Origin of the sequence: Aeromonas sp. 1805 (genome assembly GCF_013085525.1) — a bacterium.
Classification (GTDB): domain Bacteria; phylum Pseudomonadota; class Gammaproteobacteria; order Enterobacterales; family Aeromonadaceae; genus Aeromonas; species Aeromonas hydrophila.
Window position 1 is genome coordinate 4,233,636 of the sequence record NZ_CP038515.1, and the last position, 19,783, is coordinate 4,253,418.

Below are 19,783 nucleotides of genomic sequence, written 5' to 3' on the forward strand. Positions count from 1 at the left end.
CCATCCAGGCAGTTGCCAGCACAGGCACCTTGTCGGCATCATGCCGATGCAGCGCCAATATTGGCCACCATCACCTCAAGGACGACACCATGAAACCTGCCGATTATGGGCGCCTGCTCCTGCTGGCCGCCATCTGGGGCGCCAGCTTCCTGTTCATGCGCATCGCCGCCCCGGCGTTTGGCGCCGTCAACACCACCTTCCTGCGGGTCCTGTTCGCCCTCATCGGGCTTGCCGTCATGCTCCTGCTGCTGCGCGCCCCCATGGGGTTTCAGGGCAAGCTCAAGTCCGCCATGCTGCTCGGCGTCATCAACTCCGCCATCCCGTTTCTGATGTACGCCATCGCCGCCCTCTGGCTGCCGGCCGGCTACTCGGCCATCCTCAACGCCACCACGCCGCTGATGGGGGCCCTCATCGGCTTTTCCTGCTTCAACGAGCGCCTTGACCGGCGCAAATGGCTGGGGGTGGTATTGGGGGTGATCGGGATCAGCCTCATCACCACCACCGGCGAGGTGAGTGCCGGTGGGCATCTGCTGCCCGGGGTGTTGGCCTGCCTATTTGCCACCGCCTGCTACGGCCTCGCCGGCTTTCTCACCCGCAGCTGGATCACCCATCGCGGCGGGCTCGACGCCAAGCTGGTGGCTTTTGGCAGCCAGCTGGGTGCCAGCCTGTTCCTGCTGCCCTTTTTCGCTTACCAGCTGGCGGCCGGCCCCGCCGTAGACTGGGCCGTGCCCACCGCCTGGGCCAGCGTACTGGCGGTCGGCGTGGTCTGCACCGCCCTCGCCTATCTGCTCTATTTTCGACTGATCGCAGATATCGGCCCGCTGCGCAGCCTCACCGTCACCTTCCTCATTCCCCCTTTTGGCATCTTGTGGGGCGCGCTGGTGCTGGGCGAGACCTTGAACCAGGGCTTTGTGCTGGGGGGCCTGGTCGTCTGCCTCTCGGTCTGGCTGGTGACCAGCCAGACCAGCACGCCGGCCGTTCAGGCCCGGACGCAACCTCAGGATCCGGACGCACGCTGAACCCGACAGGGCCAGCGCCGCTCGGCGTTCGCCCCGAACTGCGTTAAGATGGCGCCATTGATTTATGCCCCCGCCCCCAAGGCGGGGCACACAGTGCAGGACCAGCCTTGAACTACCGCAACGAACCGAGTCAAAGCAGACAACAGCAGGTCTTTACCGTCACCCGCCTCAACAGCGCCGTGCGCATGATCCTGGAGCAGGATCTGGGGCTGGTGTGGCTGACCGGCGAGCTCTCCAACCTGGCGATGCCAAGCTCCGGCCACTGGTACTTCTCGCTCAAGGACATGTCGGCCCAGGTGCGCTGCGCCATGTTCAAGGGCAACAACCGGCGGGTGGCGTTTCGCCCGCAGGATGGCATGCAGGTACTGGTGCAGGCGCGGGTCTCCCTCTATGAGCCGCGCGGCGACTACCAGCTGATCATCGAATCGATGCAGCCGGCGGGCGACGGCGTGCTGGCGCTGCGCTTTGAGGAGCTCAAGCGTCGTCTTGGCGCCGAGGGGCTGTTCGACGAAGGGCGCAAACGGCCGTTGCCGCGCGAACCGCGCGCGGTGGGGTTGGTCACCTCAGCCACCGGCGCTGCCCTGCACGATATGCTGACGGTGCTCAAACGCCGCGCACCGGATCTGCCGGTGTTTATCTACCCCACCCAGGTGCAGGGGAGCGCCGCCATCGGCCAGATCGTCTCTGCCATTGCCCTGGCCAACCGCCGCGCCGAGGTGGATGTGCTGATCGTCGGGCGCGGCGGCGGCTCGCTCGAAGATCTCTGGTGCTTCAACGAAGAGGCGGTGGCGCGCGCCATCGCCCACTCCGCCATACCGGTGGTGAGCGCGGTGGGCCACGAGGTGGATGTCACCATCAGCGACTTTGCCGCCGACTTGCGCGCCCCGACCCCGTCGGCGGCGGCCGAGCTGGTGGCGCCGGATCAGAGCGCCCGCGCCCAGCGCCTCGCCCATCTCAAGCAGCAACTGCTGCAGGCGATGAAACGCCTGCAGACCGCCGCCCGCCACGATTTCATCCTGCTGCAAAAGCGGCTCGACCATCAGGATCCGAAGCGGCGGCTGGAGCAGCAATCCCAGCGCCTCGACGAGCTCTCCGCCCGTTTGCAGCAACTGATGAATCACCGACTGCATCAGGGAGAACGGCGCCTCGCCAACCTGGAGCTGCGCCTGCAGGGCAAGAGCCCGGAGCGCTTGCTGGCCGCCGGCAAGCGTCGCCACCAGCTGGCCGAGGAGCGCCTCCATGCCCTCATCGCCAAACGCCGGGATCTGGCCGACCACCGCCTCGCCATGCTCAGCGCCCGCCTCGACGGGGTGAGCCCGCTCGCCACCCTGGGTCGCGGCTACTCCATCACCCGCACCGCGCGTGGTGAAGTCATTAGCCGCGCCGCCCAGGTGGATGCCGGCCAGACGCTGGTCACCCAGCTTGCAGAGGGGCAGCTGCGGGTGCGGGTGGAAGAGGTCCACCAGCCATAACGAACAAGGGGGCACATCAGGTGCCCCCTTGTTTATCATCCTCTCTTTGTCAGGCCCTCTCGGCCAGTGCACTCACACGAGCGAATGGCGCACCGCCTGCGCCGGATCGGCAGGCGCCGTACCCGACCCCGCCAGCGGGTTGAGCTGCAAGTATTCAAACAACCCGGCCTGCAGATTGACGTTCCAGAAGCGCCCCGCCAGGGTGAGCTCAAGCCGCGCCTCGCTCAGCGTTGCCAGCCCGTGCTGCTGCCAGGCCTCGAACAAGGGTTGCAGATGTGCCCGCAGCGACGTCGGCAAACGGGCCAGCACCAGCCAGCCGCTGTCGAGCGCGCCGCGCAGCAGACCATCGAGGCGGCCATTGGGATTGCGCCCCATCACCATGCCGGGGGCCCGCTGATCCGCCGCCAGCGCCTCGTGCCAAAGCGCCAGATCCCGGCCATACATGAGGCCGTGCCCATGCACGCTGCCGCCCGCCCCGGCCCCGAAGGGAAGGATCTCGGCGCCGCGCTTGGCCATCTGGTTGTAGCGGCTCTGCTCGGCCTCACCGCGCCGCCAGTGGCTGCAGGAGAGCCGCTGCCAGCCCCCCTGCTCCAGCGTCTGGGCGCCATAGGCATACATGGCGGCCCGCTGTTGACCGTCGGCGGCCCAGCCGAGCTTGCCCTTCGCCTCGGCACGGGCCAGATTGGTGCCAGCCATGGCGATGAGCTGATAGAGATCCACCCCGTGTACCCCGCTCACCATCACATCCGCGATGTCCTGACGCCACACGGCATCATCCTGGCCCGGCAGGCCAAAGATGAGATCGGCCACGATCACGGCGTCGTCGTGACGGGTCAGCTCCTCCAGCCGGGTCAACAGGGTCTCCCGGTCGTCGAAGCGGGCCGCCTCCTGGCGCACCTCGGTATCAAAGCTCTGTACCCCGAACGAGAAGCGGTTGAAGCCGCCCGCCAGCGCACTGTGCCACTTGGCATCATCAAAACCGTTGAGGCGCCCCTCCAGGGTCACCTCCGCATCCGAAGTCAACGGAAAACGACGGATGGCGGCGGCCAGCATCGCCAGCTCGTCGGCGCTCATGTCCGTCGGCGTGCCGCCCCCCACATAGACGGCCGAGAAGGGGCGACTCTGGGTGAAGGGTGTCTCGGCGGCCCGGGCAAGCGCGCTACAGAGCACGTCGACATAGCGGGCGATGCGGGCCGGGTTGGCGCCATTTTCAAAGAAATTGCAGAAGCTACAGCGCTTGCGGCAAAACGGAATGTGGATATAGAGCGCCCGCTCATCCGCCTCGCTCTCGCGGCGCCACCAGGCTTGCCAGTCGGCATGGTCGAGGGTGAGCGGGCGCATGCCGCCGCGACTGGCGTGGGTCGAGGTCTTGGCGCCAAAGGCGAACTTGAGGGGATCCGGGGTGGCAAGACCGGTCATGGTCGGGGTCAGCTGTGGTGTCATGGCAGGCAAGGTTATCAGGTGAAATAATGTAAATGATAACCACTATCAATAAATGCCAAGTTTGTGCTGGATCAACTCAACGACGAACAGCTCTCGTTTGCTACGCACCATTAACCTTCAACACGGATCCAGTTAACAGATAATTTACTCAAGATGAGGTAGGGTGTGCCGATAGAGAACCATCTCCCCCGTTCTGATGAGCGAGCGCGGGGAGAGTCATCAACCATTGACGATCGCTCACCTGCGCATGGACCTGCCAACGATGCAAAATCTGTCTCTGAACTGGAAAATCTTTCTCCCTCTCGCCCTGGTCATCGGCTGCACCTTCGCCCTCAGCTTCGAGCTCTCCGCCTGGCTGCAACGGGATCTCGCCATCCGGCTGGCGGGTGAAAAGGTGGAGAGCGCCGCCAACACCTACATGGATCAGCTCAACGTGCTGATGATGACGGGGGCCATCGCCAACCGCCAGATCGTGCAGACCAAGCTCAAGAGCGAGGCCGGCATCGTCGAGGCCCGCCTGATCCGTGCCCCGGCGGTGACCAGCCTGTTCGGCCCCGGCCACCCGGATCAGCAGATTGAAGACAAGCTGGATGAGCGCGCCATCAACCAGGGCGAGACCATTCTCGAGCAACAAGGCAACCAGCTCACCCTGATCAAACCCTTCAAGGCCTACAAGGAGTACCGCGGCACCCAGTGCACCACCTGCCACCAGGTGGCGGAAGGCACCGTCATGGGGGCGGTGCGCATCAGTTACGATCTCAGCCACACCTTTGGCGAGATCCATCGCAACAACCTGATCCTGAGCGGCAGCCTGGTGGCAGTGTTTGGGCTGGGCTTCGGCCTGCTGGGCTGGGTGCTGCAGCGCTACATCAAGCGGCCGGTACGCCATCTGCAGCTGGCCATGACCCGCATGGCCAAGGAGCGGGATCTCTCCCTGCCTCTGATCAATCCCAACCGGGATGAGCTGGGCGAGATGACCCGCGCCGTCAGCGACATGGTGCAAGGGTTTCGCCACAGCCTGCAGGAGGTGGAGAGTGCCACCCACCAGCTCTATCAGGAGTCCAACCAGATCCGCCAGGTGGCGACCCAGACCGAAGGCTCGGCCCGCCAGCAGGAGAGCATGACGGTACAGGTGGCCGCCGCCGTGAGCGAGCTGGCCGCCAGCTCCCACGAGGTGCGCGAGCACGCCCGCAAGAGCGCCGAGCTCTCCGCCCTCACCAACCAGGATGCGGCCAACACCAGTCGCCTCGCCCAGCACTCCATCAACGACATGGGCGAGATGTCGGCGGAGATCGAGCGGGTCGACAGGGTGATCCAGCAGCTCGACAACCGCTGTCTGGCGGTCGACGGGGTGCTGGAGGTGATCAAGGGGATCGCGGATCAGACCAACCTGCTGGCCCTCAACGCCGCCATCGAGGCGGCCCGGGCAGGCGAACAGGGCCGCGGCTTTGCGGTGGTGGCCGACGAGGTACGGGCCCTCTCCAACCGCAGCCGCGCCGCCAGCGAGGAGATCTCCCAGATGATCGCCGCCCTGCAGAACGAGGCCCAGAGCGCGGTGTCGGTGATCGGGGATGCCAAGGCCAAGGCGGACGAGAGCATCCACAAGACAGAGGCGACCCTGGCCGCCATGCAGAACATCATCGGCCGCATCAGCAGCATCAACGATCTCAACGCCCAGATGGCGCAATCCGCCGAGGAACAGGACAGGGTCTGCAACGAGGTGGACGGCTCGGTGAGCGACATTCGCAACACCTCCAACGACACCCTGGGCCAGGCTCACGCCGCCAATCTCGCCAGCGTTCAGCTGGTAGAGCAGTGCCGCAAGCTCGAGCAACTGCTCAAGACCTACCGCTGGTGATCATGCCTGCCGCCCGCTCTGGCCAATAAAAAAGCGCGACCCAGGGTCGCGCTTTTGTTTTGTGCCGTAGCTCAGGCGCGCCACGCGGCGCCGCCAAGCCGGGATCAGCCTGCGTTGCGAGTGGCCACCGCATCGGCCAGATTGCGCAGCAGGATTTCGGTGTCGGCCCAGCCGATGCAGGCATCTGTGATGCTCTGACCGACGGTGAGTTCACACCCTTCCACCAGATCCTGACGCCCTTCCACCAGATGGCTCTCCACCATGACGCCGAACACAGCCCGGCAGCCGGCACGCAGCTGACCGGCCACGTCCTCGGCCACCAGCATCTGGTTCTTGAACTGCTTGCTGCTGTTGGCGTGGCTGAAGTCGATCATCACCTTCTGCGGCAGACCGGCCTTGTCCAGCCCCTTCACCACCTCGTCCACGTGGGCGGCGCTGTAGTTCGGCTCACGACCGCCGCGCAGGATGATGTGGCAGTCCGGGTTGCCCCGGGTCGCGACGATGGCGGAGTGGCCGTACTTGGTCACCGACAGGAAGTGGTGCGGCGCACTGGCGGCCCCGATGGCGTCGATGGCCACCTTGATGGTGCCGTCGGTGCCGTTCTTGAAGCCCACCGGACAGGAGAGACCGGAGGCCAGCTCGCGGTGCACCTGGGATTCGGTGGTACGGGCCCCGATGGCGCCCCAGCTCATCAGATCCGCCACGTATTGCGGGGTGATCATGTCGAGGAATTCGGAGGCGGTCGGCAGCCCCATGTCGTTGAGATCCAGCAGCAGCTTGCGACCGATGCGCAGGCCGTCGTTGATCTGGCAGCTGTTGTCGAGGTAAGGGTCGTTGATCAGCCCCTTCCAGCCCACCGTGGTACGCGGCTTCTCGAAGTAGACCCGCATCACGATCTCCAGCTGGCCCTTGAGTTCGTCACGCAGCACCTTGAGGCGCTTGCCGTACTCCAGTGCGGCGGCGGGGTCGTGAATGGAACAGGGGCCGATCACCACCAGCAGGCGCTGATCTTCACCAGCCAGGATCTGATGGATGGCCTGACGGGATTCAAAGACGGTACTTGATGCGGTCTCGGTGGCCGGAAACTTCTCAAGCACCGCAACCGGGGGCAATAACTCTTTGATTTCACTGATACGAACGTCGTCGGTTTGATGCTGCATGACAAGGCTTCCTGCTAGATGACTGCGATAAAGAAACTTCAATCTAGCCCGCACGGGCAGCGGTGTAAATAGAAAATTACATTATCATGGAGGGAATTTTCCTATCCTGCCTTGCAAGTTTTAATAATGCTGCTAGGTGAGGATGAAAAGAGGGGAATAACAGAGCGGGACAGCCCAAAGAAACAGGCCCGCAGCGAGGCGGGCCTGGATTCATCACGCGCGCTGACTGATGCTGGCCAGCTTGTCGAAGTAGTCCGGGAAGGTCTTGGAGGTACAACCCGGATCATTGATGGTGACGGCGGTATCGGACAGCGCCACCAGCGAGAAGCACATGGCGATGCGGTGGTCGTTGTAGGTATCGATGGCCGCATGCTTGAGCTGCGCTGGCGGGGTGACGGTGATGAAGTCACGCCCCTCCTCCACCTCGACACCCAGCTTGCGCAGCTCGGTCGCCATGGCGTGCAGGCGGTCGGTCTCCTTCACCCGCCAGTTGTAGATGTTGCGAATCGAGGTGGGCCCCTCGGCAAACAGTGCGGCCACGGCGATGGTCATGGCCGCATCGGGGATGTGGTTCATGTCCATGTCGATGCCGTGCAACGGCGCCTGCTCGGCCTCGATGAAGTCATCGCCCCAGGTGATGCGGGCGCCCATCTTCTCCAGCACGTCGGCGAAGTGGATGTCGCCCTGAATGCTGTGCTTGCCGATGCCGGTGACCCGCACCTTGCCCTTGATGGCGCCTGCCGCCAGGAAGTAGGAGGCGCTGGAGGCATCCCCTTCCACCAGGAAGTCACCCGGGCTGACATAGCTCTGGTTGCCCTTGATGTAGAACAGCTTGTAGTTGTCGTGTTCGATGACCACCCCGAACTGCTTCATGATGTGCAGGGTGATGTCGATGTAGGGCTTGGAGACCAGCTCCCCCTTGATGTGGATGCGGGTGTCACCCGCCGCCATCGGCGCCGCCATCAAAAACGCCGTCAGGAACTGGCTGGAGACAGAGCCATCGACGTGCACATCACCGCCCCACAGCCCCTTGGCATCCACCACCAGCGGCGGATAGCCATCTTTCTTCAGGTACTGGATATGGGCGCCCGCTTCGCGCAGGGCATCCACCAGATGGCCGATGGGGCGCTCTTCCATGCGCGGCTCCCCGCCCAGGGTGTATTCGCCGGAGCCCAGACACAGTGCGGCACACAGCGGTCGCATGGCGGTGCCAGCGTTGCCGAGGAACAGATTGACCGGCTCCTTCACCGCGAAGCTGCGACCCAGACCGTGCACGGTGCACTCGGTCTTGTCAGCGGAGAGCTTGTATTTGACCCCGAGCTGGGTCAACGCCGCCAGCATGTGACGAATGTCATCGCTGTCGAGCAGGTTGGTGAGCCGGGTGGTGCCACGGGCCAGGGCTGCCAGCAGCAGCGCCCGGTTGGACACGCTCTTGGAGCCGGGCAGATTGACCTCACCGGCCACACGAGAAATAGGTTCCAAACGCAACGAATTCATAGACTTCCTGTACGATCTCAAAAAAATGACCTGACCGGACGTTAGCAGCCCGCGCCCTGCTCGGCAAGACTGCGGGTGGCACAAAAGCAGGCCGCGGTTACGGCCGGTCCGGCATCACGGAAAAAACAGACGCCGGGGAGTCCCCGGCGTCGGCAATCGGGGAAAAACGCCTCAGCCGTGGCGCTTGGCAAAGCCGTCCATAAAGCTGACCAGCGCCTTCACCCCTTCCAGCGGCATGGCGTTGTAGAGGCTGGCGCGCATGCCGCCGACGATACGGTGTCCCTTGAGCGCCAGCAGGCCGGTGGCCTCCGATTCGGCCAGGAACAGCTTGTCCAGTTCGGCATTTTTCAGCTGGAACGGGATGTTCATCCGCGAACGGCAGCTGGCATCCACCTGGTTGCCATAGAAGCTCGACTGATCGAGATAGCCGTAGAGGAAATCGGCCTTCTCCTTGTTGCGCGCTTCCATCGCCTCGAGGCCACCCTGTTCTTTCAGCCACTCGAACACCAGCCCGGCCAGATACCAGGCGTAGGTGGGCGGGGTGTTGAACATGGAGTCGTTCTTGGCGGTGAGCTGGTAGTCGAAGATCGACGGCACATCGGCGCGAGCCTGGTTCAGCAGATCATCGCGCACGATGGCGATGGCCAGCCCCGACGGGCCGATATTCTTCTGGGCGCCAGCATAGATGATGCCGAAGCGGCTCACGTCGATGGGACGGGAGAGGATGGTGGAGGAGAGATCCGCCACCAGCGGCACCTTGCCGGTAGCCGGGATGTCAAACATCTCGATGCCGTCGATGGTTTCGTTCGGGCAGTAATGCACATAGGCCGCATCGGCGCGAAACGCCGGGGTCGGCAGCAGGTGGGAGATGCCCTCGGCACTCTTGGCCACACCGTCAAAGGTCTGGATATCGCCGTACTTGCGCGCCTCGTCCACGGCACTCGCCGCCCAGACACCGGTCAGCAGATAGTCAGCCTTCTTGTTGGCGCCGCCGAGCAGGTTCATGGGCACCGCGGAGAACTGGCCACGGCCGCCACCGTGCATGAACAGCACCTTGTAGTTGTCCGGCACCGCCAGCAACTCGCGCAGATCGGCTTCGGCCTTGGCGGCGACCGCCATGTAGGGCTTGCCGCGGTGGGAAAGCTCCATGACCGAGGCTCCCAGCCCCTGGAAATTACAAAATTCGCGCTGGGCGCGCTCCATGACTTCGACCGGCAGCATGGCGGGGCCGGCGCAGAAGTTGTAAATCTGTTTGCTCATGACGCTTTCCGTGAGTGGATGAGTGTGATCGGTGACTTGTCTGGTTTTACACAAGTGCAGCCCCCGGATCAAAGGCTTTTTGGGAGCTGGCTCAACCTTTTGTCGACCCGCCGCCAGCGCAGTTGACAGAAAAAAGCCCTGAACGGGTCAGGGCTTGCAGAGAACATGCGTGGAAACGGGCGCTTGCCGGTACTCAATGCCACCGGCCCCCTTTTTCACCAAGTTACAGCTTGGCGGTGAGCTCCGGCAGCAAGGTGAAGAGATCCCCCACCAGCCCGTAGTCGGCCACCTGGAAGATGGGGGCCTCGCTGTCCTTGTTGATGGCGACGATCACCTTGGACTCCTTCATCCCCGCCAGATGCTGGATGGCGCCGGAAATACCGACCGCAATGTAGAGCTCGGGGGCCACCACCTTGCCGGTCTGGCCCACCTGCAGATCGTTGGCGACAAAGCCCGCATCCACTGCGGCCCGCGATGCCCCCACCGCCCCGCCCAGCTTGTCAGCCAGCGCCTCGATCAGGGCGAACTGCGCCTTGGAGCCCAGTGCCCGCCCACCGGAGACCACCACCCGCGCCGCCGCGAGCTCGGGTCTGGCGGAGCGCACGGCGCGCCGTTCGATGAGGCGGGTACGGCAAGCCACCTCGCTCACCGGCAACCGCGCTACCTGAGCCTGGCCGCCACTCGCCGCCTTGGCGAAGGCGGTGGGACGGATGGTCAGCACCTTGATGGGGGCGCTGCTCGCCACCCGGGCCACGGCGTTGCCCGCGTAGATGGGGCGCAGGAAGGTGTCGCCACTCTCGATGCCGGTCACCTCGGAGAGCATCTCCACCCCGAGCCTGGCCGCCACCCGCGGCAGCAGATCCTTGCCCTGGGTGCTGGCGGCCATCAGGCAGTGCTGATAATCCCGCGCGATATGGGCCAAGAGCGGATCGACCCCGTCGCTCAGCCCCTCCGCCAGCATGGGGTGCTCGGCCAGCAGTACCCGGCTCACCCCCTGCAGGGTGGCGGCCTGCTCGCCCGCCTCGGTCAGCCCCTGCCCCAGCAACAGCAGATGCACTTCGCCGCCCAGCTGGCTCCCGGCAGTGACCAGACGGGCCACGTTGTCGGCCAACTGACCCTGATGATGTTCGGCAATGATCAATACGCTCATGACTGCCCCTTGCTATCGTCCGTTGATGTCCCTGCCTGTGCGTCCATCACGCCCCCGAGCTTGTCGCCGGCGGGCGGGGTTCTGTTGATTGCTGGCAGCATCAGAGTACCTTCGCTTCGTGCTTGAGTTTGTCCAGCAGCTCGTCCACCGAGCTCACCATGATGCCGGCGCTGCGGGCCGCGGGGGCCATCACCCCGAGCAGCCGGGTCTGACCGGCCGGCTCGACGCCGAGGTCGGCGAAGGCCGCGCTCTCGAGCGGCTTGCGCTTGGCCTTCATGATGTTGGGGAGCGAGGCAAAGCGCGGCTCGTTGAGACGCAGATCCACGGTCACCACCGCCGGCAGCGGCATGCCGAGGGTCTCGAGGCCACCGTCGATCTCGCGGGTCACCTGCAATTCCCCCTCCACCAGCTTGATGGCGGAGGCGAAGGTGGCGAGCGGCCAGTCATTGAGGGCGGCCAGCATCTGGCCCACCTGGTTGTTGTCAGAATCGATGGACTGCTTGCCGAGCAGCACCAGATCGGGCTGCTCCAGCTCGCACACCTGTTGCAGGGCGCGCGCCACGGTGAGCGGGGTCAGGGTCTCGCCAGTCAGGTAATGACGCGCCCGATCCGCCCCCAGCGCCATGGCGTGACGCAGTTGTTCAGCCGCCGCCTCGGGGCCGAAGGTCACCACCACCAGCTCGCTCGCCACGCCGGCTTCGCGCAGCCTGACCCCCTCTTCCACCGCAATTTCACAAAACGGGTTGATCCCCATCTTGAAGTTGGCCAGCTCCACGTCTGAGCCATCGCTCTTGACCCGGACCTTGACGTTGTAATCCAGCACCCGCTTGACCGCGACCAGCAGCTTCATGACGCGCATCCCTCGCTTCTGTTGAGTGAATCCATGAAAACCCTCACATTTTTTTGCTTACATTTACTTTACGTTTACGTAAACTACCAGCATTACCCTAGGCCAAGTCGAGCACAGAGGCAAGATGGAACGCGAAGCAATGGAATTTGATGTCGTCATCGTCGGTGGCGGCCCGGCGGGACTCAGTGCCGCCATCGCCCTCAAACAACACAATGCCGAGCTGTCGGTCTGCCTGCTGGAGAAAGGGGCTGAGATCGGCGCCCATCTGCTCTCCGGCGCCCTGCTGGATCCCGTCGCCCTCAAGGAGCTGCTGCCAGAGAGCTGGCAACAGGCCCCGCTCGGGGTCGAGGTCAACGACGATCAGGTGCACCTGCTGCAAAGCGACAGCCGCGCCCTGCAACTGCCCAACTGGGCGGTACCGCCGCGCATGCACAACGAGGGCAGCCGCATCATCAGCCTCGGCAACCTTTGCCGCTGGCTCGGTCAGCAGGCCGAGCAGCTGGGAGTCGAAATATACCCGGGTTTTACCGCAAGCGAACTCATCATGGAAGCGGGACGGGTCAAGGGTGTGATCACCGGCGATCTCGGGCTGGATCGGGCGGGCAATCCGAAAGCGGATCACGTGCCCGGCATGGCGCTGCTCGGTCGCTACACCCTGTTTGCCGAAGGGGCGCGCGGCCATCTCGGCAAGCAGCTGATCGCCGACTTTCAGCTGGAAAACACCGCCCAGTCGCAGCATTACGCCATCGGCTTCAAGGAGCTGTGGCAGCTCCCCCCCGGCCAGGGCAAACCGGGCCGGGTGCTGCACGGCAGCGGCTGGCCGCTCTCTGAGGGGAAGGAAGACAAGAGCCAGGGCGGCTTCTATCTCTATCATCTTGAGCAGGATCAGGTGGCGGTCGGTCTCATCGTCGATCTCAACTACCGCAATCCCTGGCTCAGCCCGTTTGACGAGTTTCAACGCCTCAAGCACCACCCACTCATCGCCGCGGCATTGCAGGGGGGCGAGCGCATCAGCTACGGCGCCCGCGCCATCGCCAAGGGGGGCTGGCACTCCCTGCCCCGCATGCACTTTCCCGGCGGCCTGCTCATCGGTTGTGATGCCGGTACCCTCGACTTCTCCCGCATCAAGGGGATCCATACCGCCATGAAGTCCGGCATGCTGGCGGCCAAGACCGTCGCCATGAGTCTGCGCGGCGGCGATGAAGGGGGCCGGGATCTGGCCGAATACGGCGATGCGCTGCAACAGAGCTGGCTGGCCCATGAGCTAAAAACGGCGCGCAACTTCGGCGCCGCCCTGCACCGCTGGGGCCCCTGGATCGGTGGCGCCTTCAACTGGCTGGAGCAGCGGCTGTTTGCTCGCACCTCGCCGTTCACCCTGCTGGACAAGGAGCCGGACTACCGCCAGCTGCGCATGGCCAGCCGCTGCCAGCCCATCGACTACCCCAAGCCGGACGGCAGGCTCAGCTTCGACAAGCTCTCGTCTGTCTATCTGGCCAACACCAGCCACGACGAGGATCAACCCTGCCACCTCAAGCTGCAGGATGAGACTATCCCGGTGGCGGTCAACCTGCCCACCTGGGCCGAACCGGCTCAGCGCTACTGCCCGGCCGGGGTGTTCGAGATCCTGGGCTCGGAGAGCCTGCCCCGCCTGCAGATCAACGCGGCCAACTGCATCCACTGCAAGACCTGCGACATCAAGGATCCGAGCCAGAACATCGTCTGGACGCCGCCGCAGGGCGGCTCTGGCCCCAACTATCCCAACATGTAACAGGCTTGCCCATGCAGACCTGCGCAGACAACAAGGATGCACAGCCCCAACACATCAAAAAGAGGCAGTTTCCGGCGCGTGGCCGGGGGCTGTCGCAGGGCGCTCGGCAGCCCGCCATCCTGGCCGGTGAGCCCGACTCCTCCCGCCTACCAGGGGGAATGAAGGAGGCGACGCCGGGATCACCCGTTGCGAGGTCGGCGTGGCTGCTCCGACCTCGCTGTTTTTTTGAGCGAACAGGCTGAACCTCCGATGAATAGGCCCTGACAAGCGCGGCCCGCCCCTGTATAGTTCGCCGCATTCAGGTTTTCCATCGGCCCGTTCAGCTTGTCCACGGGATCGCTTTCTACGCGCTCTAAGGCCGCATGACCTGTGCAACCATCCCTGATTACCCATGACTTCTTAAGGGGGGACAGATGATCACCGCCTACATTCTCAATAACAAGGTACTGGACATAGTCACGCTCGGGCCTGACGACATAGTGCCTGACAACACCGTCTGGCTGGATGCCTACAAGCCGGACACGGCGGAACGAGAATGGTTGACGGGCCTGTTTCTGGAAGAGGTGCCCGACAAGGAGGAACTGGATGACATCGAAGCATCCGCCCGTTTCTACTGGGATACCGACGGTCTGCACATTCACTCCCTGTTTCCCCAGCGGATCGGCCGTGACACCAAAGGTGTCCACGTCTCCTTTACCCTGCGCAACAACCTGCTGATCAGCATCCGCGAGGATGACATCGGCCTGGTGCGCCTGCTGCGCCACTACATGCGTCAGGATCGGCTGGAGGTGGAGGACGCCCTCGACATCCTGCTGGAGGTGCAAAACCTCAAGGTGGAATACCTCTCCGATCTCATCGAAGATGGCTACAAGACCCTGGAAAACACCGCCGATCAGATCTTCGAGCCGGATCAGATCAATCCCATGCTCAAGGAGTTGATGGCTCAGGAAGAGGCCAACGGCCAGATCCGTCTCTCCCTGCACGATACCCGTCGCGCCCTGCGCTTCTTGAAACGCAGCCTGCGCCAGCGGATGAGCAACGAGCAGAACAAGTGGATCGACGAGATGCTGCACGACGTGGAGTCCCTGCTGCCCCACACCCAGTTCCTGTTCGACAAGATCAACTTCCAGCTGGAGGCCTCCATGGGGGTCACCAACCTGGAGCAGAACAAGGTGATCAAGATCTTCTCGGTGGCCGCGGTCATCTTCCTGCCGCCGACGCTGATCGCCAGCATCTACGGCATGAACTTCGGCCGCATGCCGGAGCTCGCCTGGGAGTACGGCTATCCGCTCTCCCTGGTGCTGATGGTGATGTCATCGCTCGGCACCGGTCTGTTCTTCAAGCGAAAAGGCTGGCTGTGACGCCGGCGGCCCGGCACGAAAAGAGATAAGCGGATTGGGGGCATGGCCCCCCGATTAATTCCCGCCCCTCGCCCGCCTTGCAAAGGGCCCCCCTTCGCCCCATATCCCCTTCATCCTTTGCACAGACGACCCCGGGCGACCATGACCCTCTACCCCGAACACAGATATGACGATCACGGCCAGCTGCGCCCCCCGCTCTGGTTTTGGCCCATCGCCCTCTTGCTGACCCGCTCGGTCTGGCTGTTTCTGATGGCCGGCGTCACCCGCGAGAGCGGCAGCGCCATCCTGACCCTCTTCTATCCGGACCGGCTCGCCCTCTACATCAGCCTGCTGACCGACGTGCCCGCCATACTGGCGCTGCTCGCCTGTGGCGGCACCTATCAACAAACCCGCAGCATCCGGGCCTGGCTCAGGCGTCACAGTCCATTGCTGCTGCTCTGCTCTGCCGTCAGCGGCCTGCTGATGCAACTGCACAGCCTCAATCTGCAGAAGTGGTCGTTCAGCTGGCCCACCGCGCTGGTGCTGGTCGCCACCCTCTGGTCACTCTGGTATCTGCTGCGCAGCCGCCAGTTGCGTGAATACGCAGCCGATCAGCCCCACGCCGGCAACTGATCAGCCAGGCGCCTCACTGGCGCGTGACCCGGATCTGCAGGGTCTGGCGATCGCTCTGACTGCCACGTCCCCCCTGCAACTGGGTGCCCAGACTGCTGCCCTGCTGCGCCGCGCTGGTGGAGAGCTCCCCCACCGTCAGCCACTGACCGGGGGCACCGCTCACCTCGGTGGCGCTCTGTCCCCGGTTGATGGTGCCCTGCTCCAGCCTGGCCTGCTCGCTGCTGAGCGCTATCTGCACCCTGTCGCCGATCAGGGTGGCGGTGGCATAGAGGCCGTTCACCAGCGGCATCATTCCCACCACTGCCCCTCCATTCCACTGATAGAAGGTGACCGGCTGATAGGTGCCCATCTGCAATAGCACCGGCCGACCCGACAGGCCGCGTACCTGCCAGCTGTCGTTCTGGCTGCGCTGGTACTGCTGGGCATTGCCCTCCAGCAACCACTGTCGCTTGGCGGCATCCCGGCCCAGCCCCACACCGGCCTGCTGACTGCTGGAAGCGCCATCCACCCGCCACTCGATGAGCAGGCTCTGGGGCGGCTGGTTGAATTTGGCCAGCGCCGCTTCGGCCTCCTGCAGCTGGGCGGCGCTGCCGCTCAGCACCAGCTGGTTGCCCATGGCACTCACCCCGAGATCCGGATAAAGATCCTTGAGGGTCTGCACAGCCGCCTGGGTCTCGAATACCGGGATCACCTTCACCTCGGCCCGCAGCGGCAGGCACCAGAGCCCCCACAGCAGCCAGAGTCCAAACCCGCGCCATCTTCTCATCTTCTTCCTCCCGTCCCACTCGGCAACCAACTACATAATGGTCTGCTCATCACCTCGTCATCATGGGCCATCCGCCCCACTTTTCAATGATTTTGCCCGTGAGCAATGAGCGTCATGAAGGTCAGGTCCTTCATTTTTCTATGAAAAGAGCGGAGACAGATCAAATAACACAAATAAAAATGATTACCATTTGTTGTCACGAAAAAATCGCTCGGATACAATTCGGTCTCATTTTTTTGAGCTTGCCGTCGATGAAGCCAGTGACCACCACCCCCGCCGCCATCCACCTGGCCCTGCTTGTCAACATGCTCTCCATGGGCAGCATGATGATGGTGATGCCGCTCGGGCCGGATCTGGTCATCAGCCTCGGCATGCAGCCGGAACAGACCGGCTACTTCAGCGGTGGTGCCACCCTGGGAGCCGCCCTGATGGGGCTCATCGCCGCACCCTGGCTCGATCGGGTCAACCGCAAACCCGCCCTGCTGGTGCTGCTCACCTTGCGTTTTCTGCTGCTGATGGCTTGCGCCCTGGTGCAAAACAGCCAGCAACTGCTGGTGCTGTTCGTCCTGTCGGGCTGTGTGGCCGGCCCGCTCGCCGCCATCCTGATGGCGGCCGTGCTGGATCTGGTACCGCCTGCCGAGCGGGGCCGTCGCCTCGCCTACGTGGGCATGGCGTTCTCGCTGGCCGCCATCCTGGTGGTGCCCATCGCCCTGGTGCTGGCCCAGTGGTTTGGCTGGCAGAGCCCCTTCCTGCTGTTTGGCGTCTGCGGCCTGCTGCTGGCCCTGCTCTGCGCCACCCTGCTGCCTTCGCTGCCGGTCAGCCGCGCCCCTCACGGCAGCGGCCTGCGCCAGTTGCTGGCCTCCCCGCTCTGCCAGGGCGCCCTGTTCATCCTCTGTTTGCAGATGTTCGGTCACTTCCTGCTGATCCCGCACTTTGCCAACTACTTCCAGTTCAACCTGGGCTTCCCCCGCGAGCAGATCGCCGCCCTCTATCTGTGCGGCGGCCTCGCCAGCATGGCCACCATGCGCCTATGCGGCAGCTGGATTGATCAGGGCCGGGCCCAGGCCGCCATCCTGATCACCAGCCTGCTGCTAGCGCTGATCACTTTGCTCGGTTTTGCCATGCCGGTCGGCGTGCCCGTCTACCTGCTGTTCACCCTGTTCATGGCGCTGAGCTCGGCCCGCTCCAGCACCACCCTCGCCATCACGGCCTCCATCCCGGCCCCCCATCAGCGCGCCGCCTTCATGTCTTTTCAGGGCACGGTCACCAATGTAGCGGCCGGGCTCGGCAGCCTGCTCTCCGCCAGGTTGCTGGTGTCGGATCAGAGCGGCGTCCTGCACGGATTTGCCCATCTGGCCTGGATCAATATCGGCTGCGGCCTGCTGGCCTGCGGCGGTGTCTGGCTCCTGCTCAAGGGGCTGGCACAGACAAGGAATAACAATAACCCCGAGTCTGGCACCGCCAGACAAGGAAGTCAGTGAGCCACCGGCCCCAGAGCCGGACCCCATAACCTCTGTTTTATTCATGGAGTTTTGACTATGCAGTTGCAGCCTGGCGTATTTCGCTTGAACCCGATTTTGCTCTCCCTCGGCCTGTTTGCCTTGCCGGGCCTTGCCCAGGCCGAAGCGGTCAAGGCCAACGAGACCATGGTGGTTACCGCCACCCAGACCCAGCACACCGAACTCTCCGCCCCGGCCAGCGTCTCTGTGGTGACCCGCGCCGATCTGGACAAGATGAACGCCAACAACGTCGGCGAAGCGCTCAAGCACGTGCCCGGCGTCAACATCATCGGCACCAACCCCACCGGCCGCAGCGAGATCAAGATCCGCGGCATGGGCGGCGACTACACCCTGCTGCTGATCAACGGCAAGCGGGTCAACGCCCGCGAAACCCTGGGCAGCTCGTTTGGCAATGACTTCGACTTGAGCTCCATCCCCATGGCCGCCATCGAGCGCATCGAGGTGATCCGCGGCCCCGTCTCCTCCCTCTATGGCGCCGACGCCCTCGGCGGCGTGGTCAACGTGATCCTGCGCCAGGCCAAGGAGCAGACCGAGGCGGCCTTCGGCTACACCCACACCATGCCCACCAAGGGTGATGGTGGCGATGCCAACCGTGGCAACGCCTTCGTCTCCGGTGCCCTGATCGACAACAAGCTGCTCGGCAGCCTGGTAGTAGAAGGCTATCAGCGCGACCGCTGGCACAGCGATCAGTCCAACAACCTGGACGCCGATGCACTGGAGAAACGGGAAGTGGTCAACATGCTCTCCAGCCTGAAGTGGCTGGTGACCGACAACCAGGATGTGGAGTTCGATCTGGGCTACAACCAGAACGACATGGACAGCTATTTCAACAACGTGCCGCGCGCCCCCACCGCCCCGGCCACCCCGCACAACGTGCAAAAACTCGATCGCCTGAGCCTGGGGCTGACCCACAACGGTCGTTGGGAACACTTCGACAGCCGCGCTCGTTACTACTTCGAGCAGACCGATCTGATGGATGACTCCCAGCTCAACGGCGGCGCGGCCGATGTCACCCAGACCAACCACACTGTCGACGGCCAGCTGAGCGGCTACCTGGGGGATCACCTGCTGACCTCAGGCGCGGAATTCCGCAAGACCGAGCTGGAGCACAGCCGCAGCATCACCAGCGGCAGCGTGGATGCCAGCCAGAGCGCCCTCTACCTGCAGGATGAATTCAGCCTGGGGGATCTGGCGCTGACCCTCTCCGGTCGTCTGGATCACCATGAGACCTATGGCAACGAGTTCAGCCCGCGCGCCTATGCGCTCTACAAGCTGAGCGACGAGTGGGTGATCAAGGGCGGCGCCGGCAAGGCGTTCAAGGCCCCGACCCTGGCCCAGTCCAGCGAAGGCTTCGCCACCACAGCCTGCCGCGGCGCCTGCAAGGTGATCGGCAACCCGGACCTGAAACCGGAAACTGCCGTCAGCTACGAGCTGGGCACCGCCTATGAAGCCGATCGCTTCGGCGCCGGCCTCACCGGTTTCCACAACGACATCGAGGATCTGATCCAGAGCGATCAGTGGGGCCCGGGCTACCGTCCGACCGTGATGACCTACCTCAACGTCAAGAAGGCCCGGGTCAAGGGGCTGGAGCTGACCGGCTGGGTCGATGTGATGGACGACGTCAAGCTGACCGGCAACTGGACCATGCTGGACTCCGAAGACAAGAGCACGGGCGACGATCTGGCCAAGACCCCGGATCACACCGGCAACCTGAGCCTGGATTGGCAAGCCACCGAGATCATCAGCACCAACCTGGCCTGGCAGTACGTGGGCAGCCAGTTCATCAAGGTGCCGATGCACAACTCCCAGGCACTCAAGTCCGACAGCTACCAGACCCTGGACGTCAACACCAAGTGGAAGGTCACCCCGGCGCTCGACTTCAAGCTGGGCATCACCAACCTCACCAACACCAAGCGTGACCAGGTCGCCACCGACGCCGACTTCATTCTGGAAGGTCGTACCGTCTACGCCGGCGTGGATTACAAGCTGTAAACCCCGCAGGGAGCCCGTCAGGGCTCCCTTTTCTGCTGTTATTGCCTCGACGTGA

General features: G+C 63.9%; 15 protein-coding genes. 8 read left to right on the forward strand and 7 right to left on the reverse strand.

The genetic code is table 11. The annotated features are described in order from the left end of the window. The first annotated feature begins 89 nt into the window (after positions 1–89). Both E5E96_RS19720 and xseA read left to right on the forward strand, forming a co-directional pair. Positions 90–1,019 (forward strand): DMT family transporter, encoded by a 930-nt coding sequence (locus E5E96_RS19720; protein WP_171282913.1) that lies wholly within the window; start codon positions 90–92, stop codon positions 1,017–1,019. Between the two features lie 107 nt (positions 1,020–1,126). Further along, positions 1,127–2,491 (forward strand): exodeoxyribonuclease VII large subunit, encoded by a 1,365-nt coding sequence (gene xseA / locus E5E96_RS19725; protein WP_171282914.1) that lies wholly within the window; start codon positions 1,127–1,129, stop codon positions 2,489–2,491. Positions 2,492–2,563: 72 nt separating this feature from the next. On the opposite strand, the gene hutW is transcribed toward xseA, so the two are convergent. Further along, positions 2,564–3,934 carry a heme anaerobic degradation radical SAM methyltransferase ChuW/HutW gene (gene hutW / locus E5E96_RS19730; RefSeq protein WP_171282915.1) on the reverse strand — a complete coding sequence of 457 codons (1,371 nt, stop codon included), beginning with the start codon at positions 3,932–3,934 and terminating at the stop codon, positions 2,564–2,566. A 262-nt stretch (positions 3,935–4,196) separates the two neighbouring features. Here hutW and E5E96_RS19735 point away from each other — a divergent pair, with 262 nt between their 5' ends. Continuing rightward, positions 4,197–5,792 carry a methyl-accepting chemotaxis protein gene (locus E5E96_RS19735; protein ID WP_043123356.1) on the forward strand — a complete coding sequence of 532 codons (1,596 nt, stop codon included), beginning with the start codon at positions 4,197–4,199 and terminating at the stop codon, positions 5,790–5,792. 104 nt (positions 5,793–5,896) lie between these two features. On the opposite strand, the gene aroG is transcribed toward E5E96_RS19735, so the two are convergent. The 5 genes from aroG to E5E96_RS19760 form a co-directional block, all read right to left on the reverse strand. Next, positions 5,897–6,952: a 3-deoxy-7-phosphoheptulonate synthase AroG gene (gene aroG, locus E5E96_RS19740; RefSeq protein ID WP_171282916.1), complete on the reverse strand. Its 1,056-nt coding sequence runs from the start codon at positions 6,950–6,952 to the stop codon at positions 5,897–5,899. Between the two features lie 213 nt (positions 6,953–7,165). Further along, the gene (aroA, locus tag E5E96_RS19745) at positions 7,166–8,449 is read right to left on the reverse strand and encodes a 3-phosphoshikimate 1-carboxyvinyltransferase (RefSeq protein WP_010633771.1); all 1,284 of its coding nucleotides are present in this window, start codon (positions 8,447–8,449) and stop codon (positions 7,166–7,168) included. Positions 8,450–8,620: 171 nt separating this feature from the next. Next, positions 8,621–9,709, reverse strand: a complete 1,089-nt coding sequence (serC, locus tag E5E96_RS19750; RefSeq protein WP_171282917.1) for a 3-phosphoserine/phosphohydroxythreonine transaminase — start codon at positions 9,707–9,709, stop codon at positions 8,621–8,623. 223 nt (positions 9,710–9,932) lie between these two features. Next, positions 9,933–10,859, reverse strand: a complete 927-nt coding sequence (locus E5E96_RS19755) for an electron transfer flavoprotein subunit alpha/FixB family protein (protein ID WP_171282918.1) — start codon at positions 10,857–10,859, stop codon at positions 9,933–9,935. 100 nt (positions 10,860–10,959) lie between these two features. After that, the gene (locus E5E96_RS19760; protein ID WP_171282919.1) at positions 10,960–11,709 is read right to left on the reverse strand and encodes an electron transfer flavoprotein subunit beta/FixA family protein; all 750 of its coding nucleotides are present in this window, start codon (positions 11,707–11,709) and stop codon (positions 10,960–10,962) included. 124 nt (positions 11,710–11,833) lie between these two features. Between E5E96_RS19760 and E5E96_RS19765 the strand changes: the two genes are divergently transcribed. The 3 genes from E5E96_RS19765 to E5E96_RS19775 all read left to right on the forward strand — a co-directional run bounded on the left by E5E96_RS19765 (position 11,834) and on the right by E5E96_RS19775 (position 15,450). Continuing rightward, complete coding sequence (locus tag E5E96_RS19765) at positions 11,834–13,477, forward strand: electron transfer flavoprotein-ubiquinone oxidoreductase (protein WP_171282920.1); 1,644 nt, start codon at positions 11,834–11,836, stop codon at positions 13,475–13,477. Between the two features lie 413 nt (positions 13,478–13,890). Beyond that, positions 13,891–14,838 carry a magnesium/cobalt transporter CorA gene (gene corA, locus E5E96_RS19770; RefSeq protein ID WP_011705843.1) on the forward strand — a complete coding sequence of 316 codons (948 nt, stop codon included), beginning with the start codon at positions 13,891–13,893 and terminating at the stop codon, positions 14,836–14,838. A 141-nt stretch (positions 14,839–14,979) separates the two neighbouring features. Next, positions 14,980–15,450 (forward strand): DUF2919 domain-containing protein, encoded by a 471-nt coding sequence (locus E5E96_RS19775; protein ID WP_041218541.1) that lies wholly within the window; start codon positions 14,980–14,982, stop codon positions 15,448–15,450. A gap of 13 nt (positions 15,451–15,463) precedes the next feature. Here E5E96_RS19775 and E5E96_RS19780 read toward each other — a convergent pair whose 3' ends face one another. Beyond that, positions 15,464–16,216, reverse strand: a complete 753-nt coding sequence (locus E5E96_RS19780; protein WP_171282921.1) for a hypothetical protein — start codon at positions 16,214–16,216, stop codon at positions 15,464–15,466. Between the two features lie 251 nt (positions 16,217–16,467). Between E5E96_RS19780 and E5E96_RS19785 the strand changes: the two genes are divergently transcribed. After that, entirely contained in the window at positions 16,468–17,697 is a 1,230-nt protein-coding gene (locus E5E96_RS19785) for a siderophore amonabactin export MFS transporter (RefSeq protein ID WP_171282922.1), read from the forward strand. Positions 17,698–17,754: 57 nt separating this feature from the next. Next, a complete protein-coding gene (locus tag E5E96_RS19790) occupies positions 17,755–19,728 on the forward strand; it encodes a siderophore amonabactin TonB-dependent receptor (RefSeq protein ID WP_171282923.1) in 1,974 nt (657 codons plus the stop codon). Positions 19,729–19,783 lie beyond the last annotated feature (55 nt).